The following is a 21,892-nucleotide window of genomic DNA, read 5'->3' on the forward strand; positions in this document are numbered from 1 at the left end:
TTAGGAACACAGCAGGTCCGTTACCTGGCACCCAAAAGGTGTTCGATCGCGAGCTGGTTGAGAGTGACGAAGCCACAACCCTTTCCACCGAAGTACGCATCGGTGTCGAACTCTTCGTGGGCGGTGGGGTCGGACAGCAGGTCGGTATAGGTCTCGCCATCGCCCAGGGTGGGCGTGCGCAGATCGGCCACCTTGGCTGCCGCCATCGCCTCCTGGACATCCGGGTCCGCACGGAACGCGGCGGCACGCTGGCGCAGCAGGAGATACATCCGCATGTTGGCTGCCGCCGAGGCCCAGACACCGGTGATGTCCTCTGTGCGGCTGGGCTTGTAGTCGAAGTGTCGCGGCCCTTCGTAGGCGGCTCCGCCGGCGGGCCCGCCGTGTTCGAGCAGGTCGACCAACGCGAACGCGTTGGCCAGGTCGCCGTGTCCGAACACCAGATCCTGGTCGAATTTGATGCCGCGCTGCCCATTGAGGTCGATGTGAAACAGCTTGCCGCTGTAGAGCGCCTGGCTGATGCCGTGCACGAAGTTCAGGCCTGCCATCTGTTCGTGGCCCGTCTCGGGGTTGACGCCCACCATCTCGGGGTGTTCCAGCGTGTCGATGAACGCGAGCGCATGTCCGACCGTGGGCAACAGGATGTCACCGCGGGGCTCGTTGGGCTTCGGCTCGATGGCGAAGCGCAGACTGCTGCCCTGGTCGATCAGGTACTGGCACAACAGATTCAACGCCTCGCGATACCTCTCCAGCGCGGCTTGGACGTCCTTGGCCGAGTCGTACTCGCTTCCGTCCCTGCCGCCCCACATCACGAAAGTCTCGGCGCCGAGCTCAGCTGCCAGATCGAGGTTGCGCAGGACCTTGCGCAGGGCAAACCGACGGACTGCGCGATCGTTGCTGGTGAATCCGCCGTCCTTGAACACCGGCTGGGTGAACAGGTTGGTGGTCACCATCGGCACGACGAGACCCGAGGCGGCCATCGCCGCACTCAGCCGGTCGATCGCCTTCCGCCGCTCGGCGTCGGAGCTGCCGAAGGGGAAGAGGTCATCGTCGTGCAGGGTCAACCCGTACGCACCCAGTTCGGCCAGTCGCTCTACTGCTTCCACCACATCGAGTGCGGGCCGGGTGGCGACGCCGAACGGGTCGGTGCCCGGCCAACCGACCGTCCACAGCCCGAAGGAGAACTTGTCGGAAGGTTTGGGTGTCAGGTCCGCCGATGCAGCGGCAGCGGACTCCAGGACGGTCATTGGTACTCCTCGGGGATCATGACACCGGAAAACTGGGTCATCTGCGGAGAAATATGGTTTTGTTCTCCGTGCGAACATAAAATGTGGCGCGCGCCACTGTCAAGGCCAAGCGAGGGGCAGGTTTCGGAGGATGCGGACTGATGACCGCCGGTCGGCGCGGGTGGGAACCAGCACCGACGACGTTCGGCGGCGCAATCTGTCGAGCGTTCTGACACTGGTACACCGCCACCGGGCACTCAGCCGCGCGGAACTCACCCGACACACCGGGTTGTCGCGATCCACCACGAAGGATCTCGTCGAGGAACTCGTCGCCCGTGGGCTGGCCGAGGAGTCACCCGCACCGTCGGTGTCGCAGGTCGGCAGGCCCAGCCCCATCGTGCGGCCGGGCGGGCGCGTATTGGCGATCGCGGTCACTCCCGAGGTCAACGCCGTGACCGTGGGGGTGGTGTCGATGGGCGGGGCCGTCCTCGACGTCGTGCGCCGTCCGACCGATCGTGTCCCCTCCGCCGAGGACACCGTGGCGCTGGCCACCGAGGCGATCGAACGCATCCGCGCCACGTTGGCCGACGGACAGACCGTGGCGGGAGTCGGCGTGGCGGTACCCGGGCTGGTGCACGGGCCCGAGTCCGTGGTGCAGCTGGCACCCAACCTGGACTGGCATGACGTCGCAATCGGGCAGATGCTCAGTGCGGCAACAGGATTGCCCGTCTTTGCGGCCAACGATGCCAACACCGGAGCGATCGCCGAGCACCTGTTCGGTAGGCACCACGATGCCGAGCATCTGATCTACGTCAACGGCGGGCCCAGCGGAATCGGCGCCGGCTTCGTGGTCGCCGGTGGACTGCTGGGCGGAATCGCAGGCTATGCGGGCGAACTGGGCCACACCTACGTCGGCGGCGGCGAACAGTGCCACTGCGGAAGTGTCGGCTGTCTGGAAACCGAGGTGACGCAGGCACCGCTGGCACGTCTGCTCGCCGAACTGGACGGCACCGCCGGCGGCGACCCAGCTGCCCACACCCATGCCGAACGTGACGTGCTGGCCCGGCAGGCCCGGTCGCTGGCGATCGCGTTGGGAAATGCGGTCAACATGCTCAATCCGGGACTGATCGTGCTCGGCGGCTTCCTGCGGGTCTTCCCGGCCTTCGCGGCGGCGACGCTGCACGAGGAGCTCACGCGCCGCAGCATGGGTGCGCCGCGCGACCTGGTCCGTGTCGTGCCTGCGACCCTGGGTGGGGACACATTGATGATCGGGGCGGCCGAGCTCGCCTTCGCGCCCGTACTCACAGATCCGGGAAGGTACTGATATGACACTGGTCGCGGGAATCGACTCCTCCACCCAGTCGTGCAAGGTGGTGATCTGCGACGCGGAGACCGGACGGACCCTGCGTTCGGCGGCCGCGCCGCATCCCGACGGCACAGAGGTCGATCCCGGGCTGTGGTGGGACGCGTTGCAGCAGGCCATCGCGAAGGCCGGCGGCGTCGACGACGTCTCCGCCATCTCGGTGGGCGCTCAGCAGCACGGCATGGTGTGCCTGGACTCCGCCGGCCGCGTGATCAGAGATGCTTTGCTGTGGAACGACACCCGCTCCAGCGCGGCCGCCACCGATCTTGTCGGTGAGCTCGGCGGTCCCGATCAGTGGGCGCGGCGGGTGGGCGTCGTACCGGTCGCGTCCTTCACCGCCACCAAGCTGCGATGGCTGGCCGACCACGAGCCGCAGCATGCCGACGCGACCGCCGCGGTGTGCCTTCCCCACGACTGGCTGACATGGCGCCTGCGCGGATCCTCCGCCATCGGTGACCTCTGCACCGACCGCAGCGACGCCAGCGGTACGGGGTACTTCTCGGCAGAGAGCAACAGCTACCAGACCGATCTGCTCGAACTCGCCTTCAGGGGGAGGTCTCCTGCGCTGCCTCGGGTGCTCGGTCCGCGTGACTCGGCGGGCGAGACGGCGGGCGGGATCATCCTCGGCCCCGGTGCGGGCGACAACGCCGCGGCCGCGTTGGGGCTGTCCGCGGGAGCCGGCGACTGTGTGGTCTCGCTCGGGACGTCGGGGGTGGTGAGCGCGGTCGGCGAGGCCGCGCCGCACGACCCGGATGGAATCGTCGCCGGATTCGCCGACGCCACCGGGCGCCAGCTGCCCCTGGTGTGCACGCTCAACGGCGCACCGGTGCTCGCCGCGGTCGCCGAGATGCTCGGGGTGGACTTCGGCGAATTCGACCGCCTCGCCCTGTCGGCGCCTGCGGGCGCCGACGGCCTGGTCCTGGTGCCGTACTTCGAGGGTGAGCGGTCACCCAACCTGCCGCATGCCGCCGGCGCACTGCACGGGATGACGATGCGAAATCTGAACTCCGCGAACATCGCTCGTGCCGCGGTCGAGGGTCTGCTCAGCTCCATGGCCTACTGCGTGGACAAGATCGGCGAACAGGGAATCGACGCCGAACAGATCATCCTCGTGGGTGGTGGCGCGCGATCGGAGGCGGTCCGCCGAATCGCGCCCGCCGTCTTCGGCACGACCGTGCAGGTGCCGCCGTCCGCCGAATACGTCGCACTCGGGGCGGCGCGCCAGGCGGCGTGGGTGCTCTCCGGAGAAGACGAGGCACCGCAGTGGTCAGTCGATGCGGCGGCCCGCTACGAGGCCGACGCCACACCGCAGGTCGTCGAGCGGTACCGCAGCGCAGCGCAGCTGACACTGCGCTGAGTCATGTCCGGCGCTGGGTGACGTACCAGTCGAGCAGCGCCGGATCGTCGACCGCGCTGCGTTCCACCACCTTGGCCGCGTCGCCGCCCTGGAACAGCTTCTTGATCGGCACCTCGAGCTTCTTCCCGGTTCGGGTGTGCGGAACGCCCGGGGCAACGATGATCTCGTCGGGAACGTGGCGCGGGGACACCTCGGACCGGATGGCGCCGTTGATGCGGTCACGCAGCGCGTCGTCGAGTTCGACTCCCTCGGCGAGCACCACGAACAGCGGCATCCAGTAGTCGCCGTCAGGCTGCTCGGCACCGATCACCAACGCCTCGACTACTTCCGGCAGACTCTCCACCGCCTGATAGATGTCGGCGCTGCCCATCCGGATGCCGTGGCGGTTGAGGGTGGAATCCGAGCGGCCGTGCACGATGACACTGCCGTGATCGGTGATCGTGATCCAGTCGCCGTGTCGCCAGACACCCGGGAACATCTCGAAATATGCCTCACGGTAACGCGTTCCGTCCGGATCGTTCCAGAATCCGACGGGCATCGACGGCAACGGCTTGGTGATCACGAGCTCGCCCACCTCGCCGCGCACAGGTTTACCCGACTCGTCCCACGCGTCGAGCGCGCACCCCAGGAAGGGCGCGGAGAGCTCACCGGGCCACACCGGAACCGTGCGGACGCCGCCGATGAAGGCCGACACCACGTCGGTGCCGCCGCTGATGGAGGCGACTTGGACACCCACGTGATCCCGCAACCACAGCGACGACGTGGCCGGCAGCGACGAACCTGTGATCCCCACTGTTCGCAGCGCCGAAAGGTCGTGTGTCGCGCCGGGATCCGCCTCGGCCTTCATGCAGCCGAGGACGTACCCGGGACTGGTGCCGAGTACCGTCGCATGCACCCGGGCCGCGATCTCCCACAGGGCATCCGGGGTTCCGGCCGACGGACTGCCGTCGTAGCAGACGATGGTCGAGCCGACCAGAAGTCCGGCGACCTGGAAGTTCCACATCATCCAGCTGGGGCTGGTGAACCAGAAGAACGTGTCATCACGGCCCAGGTCGGATTGCAGCGCAGCGGCTTTGATGTGCTCAAGCACGACACCCCCGTGGCCGTGGACGATCCCCTTGGGCAGGCCGGTCGTGCCGGAGGAGAACAGGATCCACAGCGGGTGCGAGAACGGCACCGGAACCGTCTGCAGACCGGTCTCGGTGCGATCGGCGAGATCGGCGACGGAGAACGACGCCGTCAGCGTCGGTAGACCCGCCGCCAGGGCGGCGACATCGTCGCGCTTGTCGCGGTACGTGCCCGCGAAGGTGTAGCCATCGGCGCATACCAGCACCTTCGGCTCGAGCTGTCCGAGTCGGTCCAGAGCGGCCTTTGCCGAATAGTCCTGGCCGCAGGCACTCCACACCGCACCGACGCTGGCAGTGGCCAGGAACGCGATCACGGCCTCGGGAATGTTGGGCAGGTAGCCGACGACCCGATCGCCGGGCTGCACGCCGCAGGCACGCAGCTTGTCCGCGAACGCGGCGGCGCGGCCCAGCATCTCGTCCCACGAGATCTCGCGGTCGGGCGCGCCCTCGCCGACGTGGATGATCGCCGGCCGGTCGGTCCGGGCGTGGCGCACCACCTGGTCGGCGTAGTTCAGGGTGGTCCCCGGAAACCATTGGGCGCCCGGCATTTCGGGATGAGCCAGTACTGGCTCAGCGCGTTCACCGAGATCGAAGTAGTCCCACAGCGCTGCCCAGAATCCCTCGATGTCGTCCACCGACCACTGCCACAGTGTCTGGTAGTCCGGCAACGACGCCCCGGTGCGCCTCTCGACGAAGCGGGCGAAAGCGGTGACCCTGGCGTCGGCGACATCCGCGTCGGTGGGCACCCACTGGGGTTGTGCGCCCACTGTCACCGAGCGCTCCATCCGCCGTCCATCGTGTACGAAGCGCCCGTCACCATGCCGGCGACCGGCGATGCCAGCCACGTGGCCAACGCGCCCACCTCCTCGGGTTCGACGAGCCGCTTGACCGCACTCTCCTTGAGCAGCACGTCGGACAGCACCTTATCCTCGGAGATGCTGTGGGTCCTGGCCTGGTCGGCGATCTGCTTGGTCACCAGCGGGGTTCGAACATAACCGGGGTTGATGCAGTTGCTGGTGACGCCGTGCGGGCCGCCTTCGAGTGCGGTCACCTTCGAGAGCCCCTCCATCGCGTGCTTGGCGGTGACGTACGCGACCTTGAACGGGGACGCGCGCAGCCCGTGGATGGACGAGATGTTGATCACCCGGCCGAAACCGTTGCGGTACATGTGCGGTAGTGCGGCGCGGATCAACAGGAAGGGCGCTTCGACCATCAGCGCCATCATCGACCGGAACTTGTCGGGCGGAAACTCGGCGATCTCGCTGATGCTCTGGATCCCCGCGTTGTTGACCAGGATGTCCGTCTCCAGGCGCAGGTCTTCCAGGGCTGCGACGTCGAACAGATCCACCGTCCATGCGGTGCCGCCGATCTCCTCGGCCAGGGATGTCGCGCCGGCGGCGTCGATGTCGGCAACGGTGACCGTCGCCCCACGCTCGGCGAGGGCGCGGGCACATGCCGCGCCGATGCCTCCGGCACCGCCGGTGACAAGCGCCGTCCGGCCACTGAGCTCGCTCATACGACGCCTGCACGGCGCTCGGCCCGCGCCACGTCCTCGGCGTCGGCGATGTCGAGCGACGTGAGGTCGATGCCGTTGGTCTCGCGCGTGAACAGCACGGCGATGAACGTGACAGCACAGGCGATGGCCAGGTAGATCGCCACCGGTACCGCGGAGTCGTAGATGTCGAGCAGCTTCACCGCGATCAGTGGCGCCAGCGACCCGGCCACGATCGAGGTGACCTGATAGCCAAGGGAGACACCGGAATAGCGCATGCGCGTCGGGAACATCTCGGCCATGATCGCCGGCTGCGGCGCATACATGAACGCGTGGATCATCAGGCCGAGCGTGACAGCTGCCGTGATGACGACGTAGTTGCCACTGTTCATCATCGGGAAGGCGAAGAAACCCCAGGTGGCGCCGAGGATCGCCCCGATCATGTAGACCGGGCGTCGCCCGAAGCGGTCGGCGAGATACCCGACGAACGGGACGATCGCGAAGTGCACCGCGTGCGCGACGAGCAGGTACCGCAGGATCGAGTTGGTGTCGGCACCCACCTGCACCTTCAGGTACGTGATGGTGAACGTGACGACCAGGTAGTACATGATGTTCTCGCCGAACCGCAGGCCCATGGCGGTGAAGACACCGCGCGGGTACCGCTTGAGCACCTCGACGACACTGTACGACGATGCCTTGATGCGCTCGGCTTCCTGTTGCGCCGCAACGAAGATCGGTGCGTCCGTGACCTTGGTGCGGATGTAGTAGCCGATCAGCACGACGACTGCGGACAGCCAGAACGCGACTCGCCAGCCCCAGGACAGGAAGGCGTCCTCGGTCAGTACGCCCGTGAGTATCAGCAGGACGACGGTCGCGAGCAGGTTGCCCACCGGTACACCGGCTTGCGGCCAACTCGCCCAGAAGCCGCGCTGACGGTCCGGGCTGTGCTCGGCGACCAGCAACACCGCACCGCCCCACTCGCCGCCGACGGCGAAGCCCTGGATGAACCGCAACGTGACGAGGAGCCCCGGCGCCCAGTATCCGATCTGACCGAACGTGGGCAGGCACCCCATCAAGAACGTCGCGACACCGACGAGCAGCAGGCTGAACTGGAGGAGCTTCTTGCGGCCGTACTTGTCGCCGTAGTGTCCGAACACCACGCCTCCGACCGGGCGAGCGACGAAGCCCACCGCGTAGGTGGCGAAGGCCAGGAAGATCGCGTTGAGCTCGCTGGTGGTCTCCGAGAAGAAGATCTTGTTGAACACCAGGGTCGCGGCCGTGCCGTAGAGGAAGAACTCGTACCACTCCACGACGGTGCCCGCCATCGAGGCGACGACGACCCTCTTCAGTCCTTTCGTGATCGACCCCGGCCCGTCCGAACCCACGTCTTGTTGCGTACTCATCGCACACCCCTCCGTTGTGATGCCCACCACATATAGCCGTGAGTATTCCTGCAGCTACCCGCTGCAGCAATGCCCAAAACTGCAGGACGTGTCTGCAAAAATGCACATATGACTGCGCCAGGCCGCCCCAGCGCCGACGACCTCCTGGTACTGCTGGCAGTCGGCCGGACCGGCCGATACACCACGGCCGCCGACGAACTGGGACTCAACCACACCACGATCAGCCGTCGCATCGCCGCACTGGAACGCGCGATGGGCGGCCGGGTGCTCGCGCGGGTGGCCGGCGGCTGGGAGCTCACCGATCTCGGCCGTGGCGCGCTCACCGCCGCCGAGGCGGTGGAGTCCGCCGTCCGCTCGCTCACCACCGACGACGCCGGGCACCGCGCACTGGAAGGCGTGGTGCGGATCTCGGCGACCGACGGTTTCTCCGCCTACATCGCCGCGCCCGCCGCCGCTGACGTACAGCGCAGGCACCCTCGGGTGGCGGTGGAGATCGTCGCCGCCACGCGGCGCGCCACTCAGCAGCGCTCGGGCCTGGACATCGAGGTCGTCGTCGGTGAACCCAAGGTGCTGCGCGCCAAGGCACTGCGGCTCGGCGACTACTGCCTGGGCCTGTACGGGTCCACGCACTACCTTGCCGGGCATGGCGCGCCCGCCGATGTCGCCGACCTGCAGCGCTTTCCGCTCGTCTACTTCATCGACTCGATGCTCCAGGTCGACGACCTCGACCTGGCGACGAGCTTCGCTCCGGCGATGCGGGAATCCGTGACGTCGACCAACGTGTTCGTCCACGTCGAAGCCACCAGGGCCTCGGCCGGACTGGGCCTGCTGCCCTGCTTCATGGCCGACCGTCACCAGGATCTGGTCCGCGTCCTCGCCGACGACGTCTCGATCCAGCTGACGTACTGGCTTGTCGCCCGCGCCGAGACTTTGCGCAGGCCCGAGGTGGCCGCCGTCGTCGACGCGATCTGTGCGCGCGTGACCGAGCAGCAAGACGTGCTGCTCGGAGGCGGCCGCCGGGGCTAGCGTAGGCGGCATGCCCTTTCTCGACCACGACCGCGGACGTGCCTACTACCGCCACTGGGCGGCGGCCGAGCCCATGGCAGCGGTGATCTTCCTGCACGGCTTCGGCGAGCACACCGGGCTGTACCACCGATACGGATTCGCGCTCAACGCCGCGGGTATCGACCTCTGGGCGGTCGACCAGTTCGGACACGGCCTGAGCCCGGGCGACCGCGGTGACTTCGGGACCATCGAGGACTCCAGAGCTCTGGCGGAAACCCTGACCGCGATTGCCGAGGCCGAGCGTCCCGGCCTGCCGCTACTGGCGCAAGGACATTCGTTCGGAGCGATCGCCACCTTGTTCGGCCTCCTCGACGAGCCCGGCCGATACCGCGCCGCGATCATCTCGGGCGCGCCGCTGATAGCGGTCCCGGCACTGGTCGATGTCGACACCTCATTGGACCTCGATCCGAGCTGGCTGTCCGCGGACCCGTTCTACCTGGATTCGCTCGAGAACGACCCACTGGCGTTCGTCGGCGCCGACGGCGCAGCGCTCACGCGGGAACTGGACAGGGGGTGGGACCGCTTCGGAGCCGACCTGCCGACACTGTCCGTGCCGACGCTGGCCGTGCACGGCGGCAACGACCCGATCGCACCCATCGGCGCGGTGCGCGCCTACGCCGAGCAGGTCGGCCCGTTGCGGCTCGTCGAGTTCCCCGGCGCGGGGCACGACATCCTCAACGAGGCCGTCCACCGCGATGTCGCGGCGTCGATCACCGAGTTCATCGCGGCACAGGTGCGCTGAGCAGGTTATCCCCAGAAGTTGTGCACAGTGTGGATGAATCACACCCGTGTAAGTCAACCGAGCAGCAGACGGGTGGCGTCCCGCAGAACCCGGGCACGGGTGCTGTCCGGATGCTCCGCAGCGATCAGGTTGTCGCCGATGACCAGGGAGAACGCGAGTAGCGCCCTCGCCTCCACCTCGGCGGCGTCGCCGTCGCAGATGCTCGAGATGAGTTCGCGCAGATACGCCATCCTGCGGTTGTCCACCCGCCGCAGACGTGCCTCGACGTCCGGGTCCCGCCTGGCCCACTCCCGCACCGCCAGATCGAGCGGGAGCAGCTGAGCCGAGAACGTCAGCACCCCGGCCTTGCGGACTTTCCGTCGTGCGTCGCCGCCCTCCGCCTCGACCCGCTCGCGCACGTCGTCGATGCTGCGCTGCTCCCACACGTGCAACATGGCGTCCACCAGGTCGTCCCTGCCACCGAATTGCCGGTAGAAGCCGCCACGCGTCACCCCGAGCCGCTGGGCGAGGACCTCCACCCGCACCGAATCGGGTCCCTCGGCGGCAAGCATCTCCAGCGCGGTGTCGATCCACACCTCGCGGGGTGTGCGTACTGGCGGCGGCACGCTGCCCAGCCTACGATAGATACAGTACTGTTCTGTATCAATCGAGGGAGGCTCCCCATGACCACCAGCCGACGAGGCACGATCGATCCCATCGAGGCCGGCGACGACGTGCGCAGATGTAGCACCCTTGCGCGCATCGACCACATCGATGCGCACCTGATGCACGTGGAGTCCGGTGCTCTCGCGTCGCCGGAATGGTGGGCGCGCGAGATCCTCGAGGGCACCACCGCGGCGATGCGCGTCCGCCTCCGCGCGGGATGGACGATGCTCGGGATCGGCCTGCGCCACAGCGACGCCAACACGGTGGCAGGCTGGCCGATCGCTCACAGTTCCGCCGAATACGTTCGGCTACAAGGTGATTCCCGCCTCGGGCTGACCGGCCAGCTGATCACCCGGGTGACCGCCGACGGCATCGTGTTCGCCACGGTCGTGCACCTGGGCAACCCGGTGGCCCGGGCGCTGTGGTCGGCGGTGCTGCCGACCCATCTGACGATCGTGCGCTCACTCCTGCACGACGCCGCGGAGCGCGTCGGCTAACGCGACCGTGCCTGCGCAGCTCGATGCCAGGCCAGCGGGTTCAGGTTTCGGAACGGGTCGGTCGCCCGCAGTTCCTGCAGGTCTGCCAGGGTTCGCTCCAGCGCCGTCCGCGCATCTTCCTTGACGGTGGTGACCCACGTATCCACAGTCACGCGCGGTGGCCGCGACGTGGCCATCGGCGGTTCGAATCGCAGATACATGCGTTGAGGTCGGGGTATCAATGTCGGCCCCAATCCCCGCACGATCGGTATCCCCACGCCAGGGAGCCCGTGCACACGCTCGCCGAGCTTCCGACTTCTCGTCTCCCACGCACCGTCGCGTTCCACGACGCTGCGATAGACGTCGTCACCGCCGACCAGTCCGACGGGCACGATCGGATACTCGTGTTCCACGGCCAGGCGAGCAAAGCCGCTGCGCCGTTCCCACTGCAGCGTGTACTCCTCCCCCTTGAACTTCAGCATGTCCCGACCGCCGCCGGGAAACACCAGGATGGACTCCCCCTGTCGCATCAACTCCGCGCACGTCTCCGGCCTACCCGGTACTGCGCCGGCCGCTTCCAACGCGTCGCGGACAACGCCTGTCGTCCCGGTCATCTGCAGGTTGGCGAGGCCGCGCACCCGCACACCGAGTTCACGGTGCACCACGTAGGGAATCAGGACCACCTCGGCGAGCCCGGAGACGGTGTGGTTGCCGACGAGCAGGAATCTGCCGTCGCGGGGCAGATTCTCCAGGCCGTCCACGTAGATCCGCGCGAGATCGAAGGCGGGAGCCAACGCGTCGGCAACCGCGAAGATGCCCCTGGCGAACGCCCGCACCCGGCTCGGTTCGTCGACCAGCCGGTCCACGTCCACATCGTTCGAGACTGACCGGAAAGGCCGCTGCTGCGTCTTCGTCATGTCCACTCCCGCCTCGGCACCGTCGGGTTCCACCACCTCCGACTGTAGCGCGCGATCTGACCAAATGGCCAAAATGGTCAGTCAGTCAACTACAGTGCCTTCGATGACGTCACCGTTCGACGGACTGCCGGAACAGAACTCCGCCACCGCAGCGCGGGTTCTGACAGCGGCCAACGACCTGCTGCTCGCCCGCGGCGCCAAGGGATTCACCGTCGCGGATGTCGCCGCGCGGGCACACGTCGGAAAAGGAACCGTGTACCTGTACTGGCCGACGAAGGAGGACCTGCTGATCGGACTGGTCGGGCGGGGTTTCCTGCGCATCCTCGACGAGCTGATCACGAGGTTCGGCAGCGACGTCGATCTGGTGCGCCCGTCGCGCTTCTGCCCGGCCATGCTGCAGGTCGCCACCGGCCAGCCGCTCATCGCGGCATTGCAGCGCCACGACGACGATCTCCTCGGCATCCTCGTCGACCATCCCCGATCCATCGCGCTCACCGAGGCGCTCGGGCCCGACGCCGTCCTGAACGCGGCAATTCCGCTGTGGCGAGAGCACGGAATGGCCCGAACCGACTGGGACATCGCCGACCAGACATTTGCTGTGCAGGCACTCATCTCGGGTGTCCTGCTGTCGCTGCTCGCAGATCCGGTGTCCACCGACGACCGATTGAGGGTGTTCGGCGCCGCTGTCACCGCCCTGCTCGGACCGCAGCGGCCCAATCAGAAGGGACTGCGCGCCGTGGCGGCAGGAATGATCGATTTCCTTCGAGACGGTCAGGTCGCCGCACTACGTGTGATCGAGTCCCCAGCCTGATTGGGCGCGCAGCGCCGATCAGAGCCAGGTGTCGTCGGTGGTGGCGGTGAGGAACGCCTCGAGGTCGTTGCGCCAGTCGGCCGGTGTGTTCTTGTCGGGCTCGATGCCGGTGTACTGCCCGTGATAGAAGAGCAGCGGCCGCGGCTTCTTCTTCGGCACATCCGAGAGCGAATGCACCGCGCCGAACACCACGAAGTGATCACCGCCGTCGTGCACCGAGTTCACCGTGCAGTCGATGTGGGCCAGCGATCCGTCGATGATCGGCGAGCCCAGTTCCGACAGCGTCCAATCGATCCCGGCGAACTTGTCGGGCTCGCGGGAGCCGAATCGCGCCGAGACGTCCTTCTGGTTCTCGTGCAGGATGTTGACGCAGAAGCTGCCACTGGCCTCGATGGCGGCCCATGACCGCGAGGCCTTGGTCGGGCAGAACAGGACCAATGGCGGGTCCAGCGACAACGCCGCGAAGGACTGACAGGCGAAGCCGACCGGGACGTCCTCGTGCACGGTCGTGATCACGGTGATACCGGTGCAGAACTGTCCCAGTACATTCCGGAAGGTGCGCGGATCGATCGGGGCGCTACTCACTAGCCCTTGAAGCCCACGCTGAAGTCATGGCCCCACAGCGACACTGCGGTGCTCTCCCGGGCCACCCAGTCGTCGTCCTCGACTTCGAGACCCTCGCAACCGAACTCGATGTCGAAACCGCCCGGCGTCTTCATGTAGAAGGACAGCATCTTGTCGTTGACGTGCCGCCCCAGCGTCGCCGACATCTTCACCTTGCGCCGCAGCGCGCGGTCCAGGCACAGACCGACGTCGTCGGCCTCGCCCACCTCGACCATCAGATGCACGATGCCGCTGGGGGTTTCGCCGGGCATGAACGCAAGGCTGTGGTGTCGCGGGTTCACCCCGAGGAAGCGCAGCCAGGCGGGTGCACCGTCAGCGGGCCGACCGACCAGTTCAGGAGGCAGTTTCATGGAGTCGCGCAGGAAGAAGCCCAGCACGTCGCGGTAGAAGTGCAGCGTCTCGGCGTCGTCGCGGGTGGTGAGCACCACGTGACCGAGGCCCTGTTCCTCGGTGACGAATTTGTGGCCGTACGGGCTGACCACCCGGCGGTGTTCGAGAGCGACGCCGTGGAAGACCTCGAGCGTGTTGCCCGACGGGTCGTCGAACACGATCATCTCGTCCACGCGACGGTCGGCCAACTCGGTGGCGGTGGCTTCCTTGTAGGGCGTGCCCTCACCGTCGAGGCGCTGCCGGATATCTTGCAGCTGAGCCGCATTGGCGGTTTCCCAGCCGGATTCCAGTAGACGGTCGTGCTCGCCCGGCACGATGATCAGGCGTGCGGGGAACTCGTCCATCCGCAGATACAGTGCGCCGTCGGTCGGGCCGGACCCTTCGACCATGCCGAGCACCTTCAGCCCGTACTCACGCCATGCGCCGACGTCGGTGGCCTCGATGCGCAGGTAGCCAAGCGATTTGATGGTCATGATGAAGCATTCCTCGGAACGTCTGTCAGAAAATCAACTGTCAGCTTGTTGAACTCATCGAACTTCTCGACCTGTGCCCAGTGTCCGCACTGCCCGAAGACGTGGAGTTGCACGCGGGGAATCTGCTTGATCGCCACAAGCGCACCATCGAGCGGGTTGACCCTGTCCTCGCGGCCCCAGATCAGCAGTACCGGCTGACGTAGCTTGTAGACGTCGCGCCACATCATGCCGAGCTCGAAATCCGCTCCAGCGAAGGACTTACCCATCGCCTTCGTGGCGGCCAGCGATTCGGGGGTGCTGGCGATCTGGAACCGCTCCTCGACCAACTCGGGGGTGATCAGGCTCTGATCGAACACCATGATGCGCAGGAACTTCTCGATGTTCTCGCGCGTCGGGTCGGCCGCGAACCGGCCCAGCAGCTTGACACCCTCGGTCGGATCGGGCGCGAACAGGTTGACGCTCAACCCACCCGGGCCCATCAGGACCAGACGCCCGGCACGCTTCGGATTGTCCAGCGCGAATCGCACCGCAGTGCCGCCGCCGAGCGAATTGCCCACCAGCGCAGCGCGTTCGATGCCGAGATGGTCGAACAGGTTCAGCAGCGCGGTGGCGCTGTAGCGGTTGTACTGCTCGTGCTCGGTGTGCTTGTCCGAGTGTCCGTAGCCGGGCTGATCGACCGCAAGCACGTGGAAGTGCTCGGCGAGCACCGCGATGTTGCGGCCGAAATTGGACCAGCTCGACGCACCGGGTCCACCGCCGTGCAGAAGGACGATCGTCTGCGCGGACGGGTCGCCCGCCTCGTGATAGTGCAGGCGCATGTCATCGCGCACCTGCGCGTAGCGCGAGGTCGAGTCGAACGTGATCTCCTGCTGCTGGGCAGCTTCAGCGGCGAAAGAAGTCATTCGAGCCTACTAATCATCAAACCATCGTGTCCTGGGGCGGAAGACCGAACGCATCGTTGCCGAAGATCAGGTACGCCCGCTCGGGCTCGTTGGCCGCGTGGACCCGGCCGGCGTGGGCATCGCGCCAGAAGCGCTGCACAGGCTGGTCGGAGTTCAGGGCGGTGGCACCCGACGCCTCGAACAGCAGGTCGATGGACTCGATGGCCCGCTTGGTAGCGCGCACCTGGTCGCGGCGAGCCCGCGCCCGCAAGGAGAACGGGATCTCCTGACCGGACTTCAGAAGCTGGTACTCCTCGCCGACGTTGCCGATCAGCTGCCGCCAGCCGGCATCGATGTCGCTGGCCGCCTCCGCGATGCGGATCTTCGCGAACGGGTCGTCCTTCGACTTCTCGCCTGCGAACGCGGCGCGCACCCGCTTGCCCTGGTGCTCGACGTGGGCGTCGTAGGCCCCGTAGGCCATGCCCATGATGGGCGCGCTGATGGTGGTGGGATGCATGGTGCCCCAGGGCATCTTGTACACCGGCGCGGTGTTGTTCTCGTAGCCGCCTGCAGTGCCGTCGTTCATCGACTTGTAGGACAGGAATCGATGCCGGGGCACGAAGACGTCCTTGACGACGACAGTGTTACTGCCGGTCGCCTTCAGGCCGACGACGTTCCACACGTCATCGATGCGGTACTCGGTGCGCGGGATCAGGAAGCTGCCGAAGTCCACCGGCCTGCCGTCCTTGATGACCGGGCCGCCGAGGAACGCCCACGTGGCGTGGTCGCAGCCCGAGGACCACTGCCAGGCGCCGCTGACCAGATAGCCGCCGTCGACCACGGTGCCCGCACCCATCGGCGCGTACGACGAGGACACCCGCACGCTGGTGTCCTCACCCCAGACCTCGTCCTGGGCCTGCTGATCGAACAGCGCCAGATGCCAGTTGTGCACGCCGATGATCGACGACACCCAACCGGTGGAACCGCACGCGCTCGCGAGACGGCGGACGGCTTCGTAGAAGTCCGTCGGGTCGCACTGCAGGCCGCCCCACTGCTCGGGCTGGAGCAGCTTGAAGAAGCCGACCTCGTCGAGCTCTTGGACGGTCTCGTCGGGTAGGCGCCGCAGTTCTTCGGCGGCCTGGGCACGCTTGGCGATGAGCGGCAGCAGATCGTCGATCCCGGCTAGGACCGAAGCCACGTCACGCTGTTCAATGGACGTCACGGATTTACCTCCCGGAGACTGGGACCTGGCGATGAGCGCTTGCGCGGAGTGCAGGTCACTTGGGCAAGATTAGAACACGTTACGATTTGTGTCGAGTAGCGCGTTGTTGTAGCCGTTGGACCTGCGGACATGTATTTCTGTAACCTGTTCTAGTTATTGGCCCGGAGCGAGCGTGAGGAGTGGTCCTGTCGTGACCGACGTTGCAGCGGACGAGCCGCTGGGCAGCCACGTGCTGGAACTCGAGATCGCCGACGTCATCGACGAGACCGCAGACGCGCGCTCCCTGGTGTTCACGTCTCCCGCCGACGCCCCGGTTCCGCCCGAGAAACTGCACTACGCGCCGGGCCAATTCCTGACGCTGCGGGTACCCAGCGAGCGCACCGGCTCGGTGGCACGGTGCTACTCGCTGTGCAGCTCGCCGTTCACCGGCGATCCGCTGACGGTCACCGTCAAACGCACCGCGGACGGCTACGCCTCGAACTGGCTGTGCGACCACGCCCACCCGGGCATGAAGATGCACGTGCTCGCCCCGTCGGGCACATTCGTCCCGAAGAACCTGGACAACGACTTCCTGCTGCTGGCGGCGGGAAGCGGCATCACCCCGATGCTGGCGATTCTCAAATCGGCACTGTCCGAGGGCAGCGGCAAGGTCACGCTCGTCTACGCCAATCGCGACGAGACGTCGGTCATCTTCGGCGAGACACTTCGCGGCCTCACCGCCAAATACCCCGACCGCCTGACCGCGATCCACTGGCTGGAGTCGGTGCAGGGGCTGCCCACGGTGCCCGCGCTGGCAGAGCTGTTCGCGCCGTTCGGGTCGCGCGAGGCGTTCATCTGCGGACCCGGACCATTCATGGCGGCCGCGGAAGAAGCGCTGAAAGCCGCCGGGCTGCCCGCCGACCGCATCCACATCGAGGTCTTCAAGTCACTGGAATCGGACCCGTTCGCGGCGGTCACCGTCGAAGAAGACGACAGCGAAGAGGGCCCCGCGACCGCCGTCGTGACGCTCGACGGCCAGACCCACGAGGTGTCCTGGCCGCGCCGGGCGAAGCTTCTCGACGTGCTGCTCGACAAGGGCCTGGACGCGCCGTTCTCGTGCCGCGAAGGCCACTGTGGCGCCTGCGCGGTGCTGCAGAAGTCCGGCAGCACCGAGATGGAGATCAACGACGTGCTCGAGCAGCAGGACCTCGACGAGGGGCTGATCCTGGCCTGCCAGGCGCATCCGACATCGGATTCGGTCGAAGTCACCTATGACGAGTGACGAGGGGATTAGGTTCGTGACGATGAACCGGCTAGCTGTGGCATGCGCGACTGCGCTGACGGCAGTGGCGCTCACGAGCGCGCCACCCGTCGTCGCCGCGTCCAACACCGGCATCTCGTCCATCGCCGTGGACCCCGCCACCCAGATCCAGATGCACGTGAACGCCAACTGCGTGGCCGCACAGAACCGGTGCTACTTCGACACCGCGGCCAATCTGCTGACCGCGGGCACCGCCGCCGGCTTCCCTCAGGACACCTGGGCGCGACAGACGATCACGCTGCGCAGCATGGACCGCGACGCGTATCAGGAAGCCTGGTACAGCGCGCCGGCAGGCATGCCGCGAGAACTCAAGGGCGCCAACCACGACAACGTGCTGTCCAAGCTGTACAAGGGTCTGCGCGACGTCGAGATCTCGGTCACCTACTTCGGCGGCGGACCGCTGGAGCGTTTCCGCACCGACGGCGATTCCGCGCCGCTGAACTGGTCCACCGGCCTGCCCGCGACCGGTTCCGACTTCATCGCGTGCTCACAGATCCAGGTGGTCTACCCCGGGGTGAACCTCACCACGCCCACGGCCTGCGCGCAGACCACCTTCGGCTAGGCCCGCTCAGCGGGGCAGGCCGAGCAGACGTTCGCCCGCCATCGTCAGCAGGATCTGCTCGGTACCACCGGCGATGGTCAGGCAGCGCGTGTTGAGGAAGTCGTGCACCTGTGGGTTCTCGATGACACCCGCACCTTCGCAGAGATCCATCCGGAACTCGGCCAGCGCCTGCCGGTAGCGCACGCCGATCAGCTTGCGGGCGCTGGCCTGCGAGCCGGGGTCCTGACCCTCGACGGCGAGCTGGGCGATCCGCTGATCCAGCAGCGACCCCACCTGGGCGACACCGATCAGATGCCCGAGCCGATCCTGAAGCGCGCCATCAACTTCCAGTTCGGAGACGACGCGCAGCAGCTCCTCCATCGGGTTGCCCAGCGCGGTGCCCTGCGCCATCGCGACGCGCTCGTTGGCAAGGGTGGTCCGCGCCAGCCGCCACCCTTCGTTCACCTCGCCGACCACCATCTCGTCGGGCACGAACACGTCGTCGAAGAACACCTCGTTGAACAGTTCGTCACCGGTGATCTCCCGCAGCGGCCGGATCACGATCCCCGGTGCCTTCATGTCGACGAGGAAGTAGGTGATGCCCTTGTGCTTCGGGACATCGGCATCGGTTCGAGCCAGGCAGACGCCCCAGTGCGCCTTCTGCGCGGCCGACGTCCACACCTTCTGCCCGGTGAGCTTCCAACCACCTTCGGCGCGAACGGCTTTCATTCGCAGTGCGGCAAGATCGGAGCCCGCGCCGGGTTCGCTGAACAACTGGCACCACGTCAACTCGCCGCGCAGCGTCGGCGGCACGAACTGCTCGACCTGCTCAGGGCTGCCGTGCTCGAGGATGGTCGGCACGGCCCACCACCCGATCACCAGATCGGGCCGCACCAGTCCCGCAGCCGCCAGCTCCTGGTCGATGAGCAACTGCTCCGCCGGGCCGGCCGCACGCCCGTACGGCCGGGGCCAGTGCGGGGCCAGCAGACCGGTCTCGGCGAACGCGATCTGTCGCCGGCTCTCCGGGGCCGAACTGATCTCGCGGACGGCGGCTGTGATGTCGGGCCGCAGATCGGCAACCGACGCCAGGTCGATGTGCAGCTCCCTACGCACCCCCCGCAGGGTCAGTGCCGCCACCCGGCGCAGCCAGTCCGAATGACCCCCCAGGAACTGCGCGATGCCGTACGCCCGCCGCAGGTAGAGGTGCGCATCGTGTTCCCACGTGATGCCGATTCCGCCGAGCACCTGGATGCAGTCTTTCGCGTTGGCCTTGGCAGCCTCGATGCCCACCGACGCCGCCAACGCTGCCGCGATCGAGAGCTGGGAGTCGTCGGCATCGGGATCTGACGCTGCGCGCGCGGCGTCGTCGGCGGCGACCGAGGCCTGCTCGGAGCGCAGCAGCATCTCCGCGCACATGTGCTTGATGGCTTGGAAGCTGCCGATCGGCTTGCCGAACTGTTCGCGGACCTTCGCGTAGTCGGTGGCGGTCTGCAGCAACCACCGCGCCATGCCCGCCGCTTCGGCGGCCAGCAGTGTCGCGGCCAGGTCGACGACGCGCTGCGCGGACACCTCCAGCACCTCGGCGGCGGCGGCGTCGAGCGTCACCCGAGCGAGTGGCCGGGAGAAGTCGGTGGCTCTCAGCGGTTCGACCGTGACGCCGTCGGCTGTGCCGTCGACCAGCACCCAGCGCTCGCCTGCCGGTAACAGCAGCACGCCCTCGGCGTCGGCGCCGAGCACGAACGGCGCATTTCCCGATACCCGGCCGTCGGCGTAGTCCACGTCCGCGGCGAGCGAGATACCTGCGGTGCGCTCGCCGGTCGCGAGCGCTTCCAGCAGTTCGGGGTGCGAACCGGACAGCACCAGGGTGGCCAGCGCGGTCGTGGCCACCGGCCCGGGCACCAGGGCGGCGGCCGCCTCGTCGATCATCGCCGCAAGGTCGGAGACGGTGCCGTCGGCTCCGCCGTGCTCCTCGGGCAGCGCCACGCCGAAGATCCCTAGTTCGGCCAGCCGACCGTAGGGCGCACGCCAGGCGTCGGCGTCGCCCTGCTCGACGTCGCGCGCCGCCTCCCGGCATCCGGACCCTGCGGCCCAGCTCCGGACCAGTTCGCGCGCCGCCGACTGCTCGTCGGTGGTCAGAGCCGTGGCATTCGAGGTTCCAGCTGACACCGGGACTCCTAGCGTTTGGGCGAGAAGACGGTGCTTCCCACTAGAACGTGTTCTAATAGTGCCAGCGTCCGACCGTCAAGTCGACCGCCATTACAGCAGGCACGCCGGGGTCTCCCCGACACGGAGGGGAGAATTTCGTGTCCGGCATGCGTATCGTTTTCACCGAGAACGCATCACGAAGGAGCCACCTACCGAATGTCCGGGACCTCTGAGTTGTCAGCTGAGAAGCCGCAGCCGTCAGCTCGCGCCGCGACCAGCCCCGGGGTTGAGTCGCGTCCCCGGCGGGTGATGAACGTGGCGGTCCTTGCCGAATCGGAGCTGGGATCCGAGGCTCAGCGGGAACGGCGCAAGCGCATCCTGGACGCCACGTTGGCGATCGCGTCGAAGGGCGGCTACGAAGCCGTCCAGATGCGGGCCGTGGCCGAACGTGCCGACGTCGCGGTCGGCACCCTGTACCGGTACTTCCCCTCCAAGGTCCACCTGCTGGTGTCCGCGCTGGGCCGGGAGTTCGAGCGTATCGACGCCAAGACCGACCGGGCGGCGCTCTCCGCGGGCGCCACCGCGTATCAGCGGCTCAACATCATGGTCGGCAAGCTCAACCGGGCCATGCAGCGGAATCCGCTGCTCACCGAGGCGATGACGCGGGCGTTCGTGTTCGCCGACGCGTCGGCCGCCGGCGAGGTCGACCACGTGGGCAAGCTGATGGACTCGATGTTCGCCAGGGCGATGAGCGAAGGCGAACCCACCGAGGACCAGTACCACATCGCCCGCGTGATCTCCGACGTGTGGCTATCCAACCTGCTGGCCTGGCTCACCCGCCGCGCCTCGGCCACCGACGTCAGCAAGCGGCTGGACCTGGCCGTGCGTCTGCTCATCGGAGACGGCGACCAGCCTAAGATCTAGGCCGTGAGCCTCCCGCCCGAGTTGTCGCAGGCCCTCGACGCCGTAGCAGCAACCCCGCGACTGCTGGTCACCTCCGATTTCGACGGCACACTCGCGCCGATCGTGAACAATCCTGCCGACGCGCGGCCGCTGCCCGAGGCGGGGGACGCACTGGTCGCCCTCGCCGGACTGCCGTCCACCACGACGGCGCTGATCTCGGGACGCGCATTGGCGACGCTTCGCGAGTTGTCCGCGTTGCCCGCGGCGGTGCAGCTGGTGGGCAGCCACGGCGCCGAGTTCGCTTCGGGGTTCGCCCACCACATCGACCGCGACCTGCTGCAGCGGATCACCGACAGGCTGGCCGCCATCGCCGAGGGGAAGCCGGGCGTGACCGTCGAGACGAAACCCGCAAGCGTGGCACTGCACGTGCGCAACGCGGGACCTGCCGACGGCGAGGCCGCCCTGGCCGCCGCGTGGGATGCCGCGGCCGGGTGGGACGCACATGTGACGACCGGCAAGGCGGTTCTGGAGTTCGCGGTGATCTCCACCGACAAGGGTGAGGCTGTTGACATCCTGCGCCGCGAACACGATGCGTCGGCAGTGGTCTTCTTCGGCGACGACGTCACCGACGAGAAGGCTTTCGTCCGGCTGGGCGGCTCCGACGTCGGGGTGAAAGTCGGCCCCGGCGAGACGGCCGCGACCTACCGCATCGATTCCCCCGAGGATGTCGCGGAGGCGCTGCAGTATCTCGCCGATGCCAGGACACGCGCCGGACTTGCCTGATCGGCAATT

Annotated in this window: 21 protein-coding genes; 10 read left to right on the forward strand and 11 right to left on the reverse strand. The window is 67.4% G+C overall.

Going from position 1 to position 21,892, the window contains the following annotated elements; genetic code table 11:
* Positions 1-20: 20 nt before the first annotated feature.
* Positions 21-1,244, reverse strand: a complete 1,224-nt coding sequence (gene xylA, locus EL337_RS25125) for a xylose isomerase (RefSeq protein ID WP_048634190.1) — start codon at positions 1,242-1,244, stop codon at positions 21-23.
* A gap of 130 nt (positions 1,245-1,374) precedes the next feature.
* On the opposite strand from xylA, the gene EL337_RS25130 reads away from it, so the two are divergent.
* Positions 1,375-2,547, forward strand: coding sequence for an ROK family transcriptional regulator (locus EL337_RS25130; protein ID WP_048634191.1), 1,173 nt, complete (start codon positions 1,375-1,377; stop codon positions 2,545-2,547).
* Position 2,548: 1 nt separating this feature from the next.
* Positions 2,549-3,943 carry a xylulokinase gene (gene xylB, locus EL337_RS25135; RefSeq protein ID WP_048634192.1) on the forward strand — a complete coding sequence of 465 codons (1,395 nt, stop codon included), beginning with the start codon at positions 2,549-2,551 and terminating at the stop codon, positions 3,941-3,943.
* Between the two features lies 1 nt (position 3,944).
* Here xylB and EL337_RS25140 read toward each other — a convergent pair whose 3' ends face one another.
* The 3 genes from EL337_RS25140 to EL337_RS25150 are packed head-to-tail and all read right to left on the reverse strand — an operon-like array spanning position 3,945 to position 7,965.
* Positions 3,945-5,855: an acetoacetate--CoA ligase gene (locus tag EL337_RS25140; RefSeq protein WP_048634193.1), complete on the reverse strand. Its 1,911-nt coding sequence runs from the start codon at positions 5,853-5,855 to the stop codon at positions 3,945-3,947.
* Entirely contained in the window at positions 5,840-6,586 is a 747-nt protein-coding gene (locus tag EL337_RS25145) for a 3-hydroxybutyrate dehydrogenase (protein WP_048634194.1), read from the reverse strand. Before EL337_RS25145 ends, EL337_RS25140 begins: the two co-directional genes overlap by 16 nt.
* Positions 6,583-7,965, reverse strand: a complete 1,383-nt coding sequence (locus tag EL337_RS25150; protein WP_048634195.1) for an MFS transporter — start codon at positions 7,963-7,965, stop codon at positions 6,583-6,585. Before EL337_RS25150 ends, EL337_RS25145 begins: the two co-directional genes overlap by 4 nt.
* Before the next feature lie 108 nt (positions 7,966-8,073).
* Here EL337_RS25150 and EL337_RS25155 point away from each other — a divergent pair, with 108 nt between their 5' ends.
* Positions 8,074-8,991, forward strand: a complete 918-nt coding sequence (locus EL337_RS25155) for a LysR family transcriptional regulator (RefSeq protein ID WP_232786875.1) — start codon at positions 8,074-8,076, stop codon at positions 8,989-8,991.
* Positions 8,992-9,001: 10 nt separating this feature from the next.
* Positions 9,002-9,772 (forward strand): alpha/beta fold hydrolase, encoded by a 771-nt coding sequence (locus EL337_RS25160; RefSeq protein ID WP_048634197.1) that lies wholly within the window; start codon positions 9,002-9,004, stop codon positions 9,770-9,772.
* A 53-nt stretch (positions 9,773-9,825) separates the two neighbouring features.
* Here EL337_RS25160 and EL337_RS25165 read toward each other — a convergent pair whose 3' ends face one another.
* Positions 9,826-10,377 (reverse strand): TetR/AcrR family transcriptional regulator, encoded by a 552-nt coding sequence (locus EL337_RS25165; RefSeq protein WP_048634198.1) that lies wholly within the window; start codon positions 10,375-10,377, stop codon positions 9,826-9,828.
* Between the two features lie 57 nt (positions 10,378-10,434).
* Between EL337_RS25165 and EL337_RS25170 the strand changes: the two genes are divergently transcribed.
* The gene (locus EL337_RS25170; RefSeq protein ID WP_048634199.1) at positions 10,435-10,914 is read left to right on the forward strand and encodes a hypothetical protein; all 480 of its coding nucleotides are present in this window, start codon (positions 10,435-10,437) and stop codon (positions 10,912-10,914) included.
* On the opposite strand, the gene EL337_RS25175 is transcribed toward EL337_RS25170, so the two are convergent.
* Positions 10,911-11,810 (reverse strand): lysophospholipid acyltransferase family protein, encoded by a 900-nt coding sequence (locus tag EL337_RS25175; protein ID WP_048634239.1) that lies wholly within the window; start codon positions 11,808-11,810, stop codon positions 10,911-10,913. The two genes, EL337_RS25170 and EL337_RS25175, sit on opposite strands and share 4 nt — an antisense overlap.
* A 103-nt stretch (positions 11,811-11,913) precedes the next feature.
* On the opposite strand from EL337_RS25175, the gene EL337_RS25180 reads away from it, so the two are divergent.
* Entirely contained in the window at positions 11,914-12,621 is a 708-nt protein-coding gene (locus EL337_RS25180; protein ID WP_048634200.1) for a TetR/AcrR family transcriptional regulator, read from the forward strand.
* An 18-nt stretch (positions 12,622-12,639) separates the two neighbouring features.
* On the opposite strand, the gene hsaB is transcribed toward EL337_RS25180, so the two are convergent.
* From hsaB to hsaA, 4 genes are read right to left on the reverse strand one after another with little or no spacing between them, the layout of a single operon-like run.
* Positions 12,640-13,206: a 3-hydroxy-9,10-secoandrosta-1,3,5(10)-triene-9,17-dione monooxygenase reductase subunit gene (gene hsaB / locus EL337_RS25185; RefSeq protein ID WP_048634201.1), complete on the reverse strand. Its 567-nt coding sequence runs from the start codon at positions 13,204-13,206 to the stop codon at positions 12,640-12,642.
* Entirely contained in the window at positions 13,206-14,108 is a 903-nt protein-coding gene (hsaC, locus tag EL337_RS25190; protein WP_048634202.1) for an iron-dependent extradiol dioxygenase HsaC, read from the reverse strand. Before hsaC ends, hsaB begins: the two co-directional genes overlap by 1 nt.
* Positions 14,105-15,010, reverse strand: a complete 906-nt coding sequence (gene hsaD, locus EL337_RS25195) for a 4,5:9,10-diseco-3-hydroxy-5,9,17-trioxoandrosta-1(10),2-diene-4-oate hydrolase (protein ID WP_048634203.1) — start codon at positions 15,008-15,010, stop codon at positions 14,105-14,107. The genes hsaC and hsaD overlap by 4 nt, the downstream gene beginning before the upstream one ends.
* A gap of 16 nt (positions 15,011-15,026) precedes the next feature.
* Positions 15,027-16,211, reverse strand: coding sequence for a 3-hydroxy-9,10-secoandrosta-1,3,5(10)-triene-9,17-dione monooxygenase oxygenase subunit (gene hsaA, locus EL337_RS25200; protein WP_048634204.1), 1,185 nt, complete (start codon positions 16,209-16,211; stop codon positions 15,027-15,029).
* A 190-nt stretch (positions 16,212-16,401) separates the two neighbouring features.
* Between hsaA and EL337_RS25205 the strand changes: the two genes are divergently transcribed.
* The gene (locus tag EL337_RS25205) at positions 16,402-17,472 is read left to right on the forward strand and encodes a ferredoxin--NADP reductase (protein ID WP_048634205.1); all 1,071 of its coding nucleotides are present in this window, start codon (positions 16,402-16,404) and stop codon (positions 17,470-17,472) included.
* Positions 17,473-17,494: 22 nt separating this feature from the next.
* Positions 17,495-18,073 (forward strand): hypothetical protein, encoded by a 579-nt coding sequence (locus EL337_RS25210; protein WP_048634206.1) that lies wholly within the window; start codon positions 17,495-17,497, stop codon positions 18,071-18,073.
* A gap of 6 nt (positions 18,074-18,079) precedes the next feature.
* Here EL337_RS25210 and EL337_RS25215 read toward each other — a convergent pair whose 3' ends face one another.
* A complete protein-coding gene (locus EL337_RS25215; protein ID WP_048634207.1) occupies positions 18,080-20,218 on the reverse strand; it encodes an acyl-CoA dehydrogenase family protein in 2,139 nt (712 codons plus the stop codon).
* Between the two features lie 288 nt (positions 20,219-20,506).
* On the opposite strand from EL337_RS25215, the gene kstR reads away from it, so the two are divergent.
* The gene (gene kstR / locus EL337_RS25220) at positions 20,507-21,121 is read left to right on the forward strand and encodes a cholesterol catabolism transcriptional regulator KstR (RefSeq protein ID WP_232786876.1); all 615 of its coding nucleotides are present in this window, start codon (positions 20,507-20,509) and stop codon (positions 21,119-21,121) included.
* Positions 21,122-21,124: 3 nt separating this feature from the next.
* Positions 21,125-21,883, forward strand: coding sequence for a trehalose-phosphatase (gene otsB, locus EL337_RS25225; RefSeq protein WP_048634209.1), 759 nt, complete (start codon positions 21,125-21,127; stop codon positions 21,881-21,883).
* Positions 21,884-21,892: the final 9 nt, after the last annotated feature.

Source organism: Mycolicibacterium aurum (genome assembly GCF_900637195.1).
Classification (GTDB): domain Bacteria; phylum Actinomycetota; class Actinomycetes; order Mycobacteriales; family Mycobacteriaceae; genus Mycobacterium; species Mycobacterium aurum.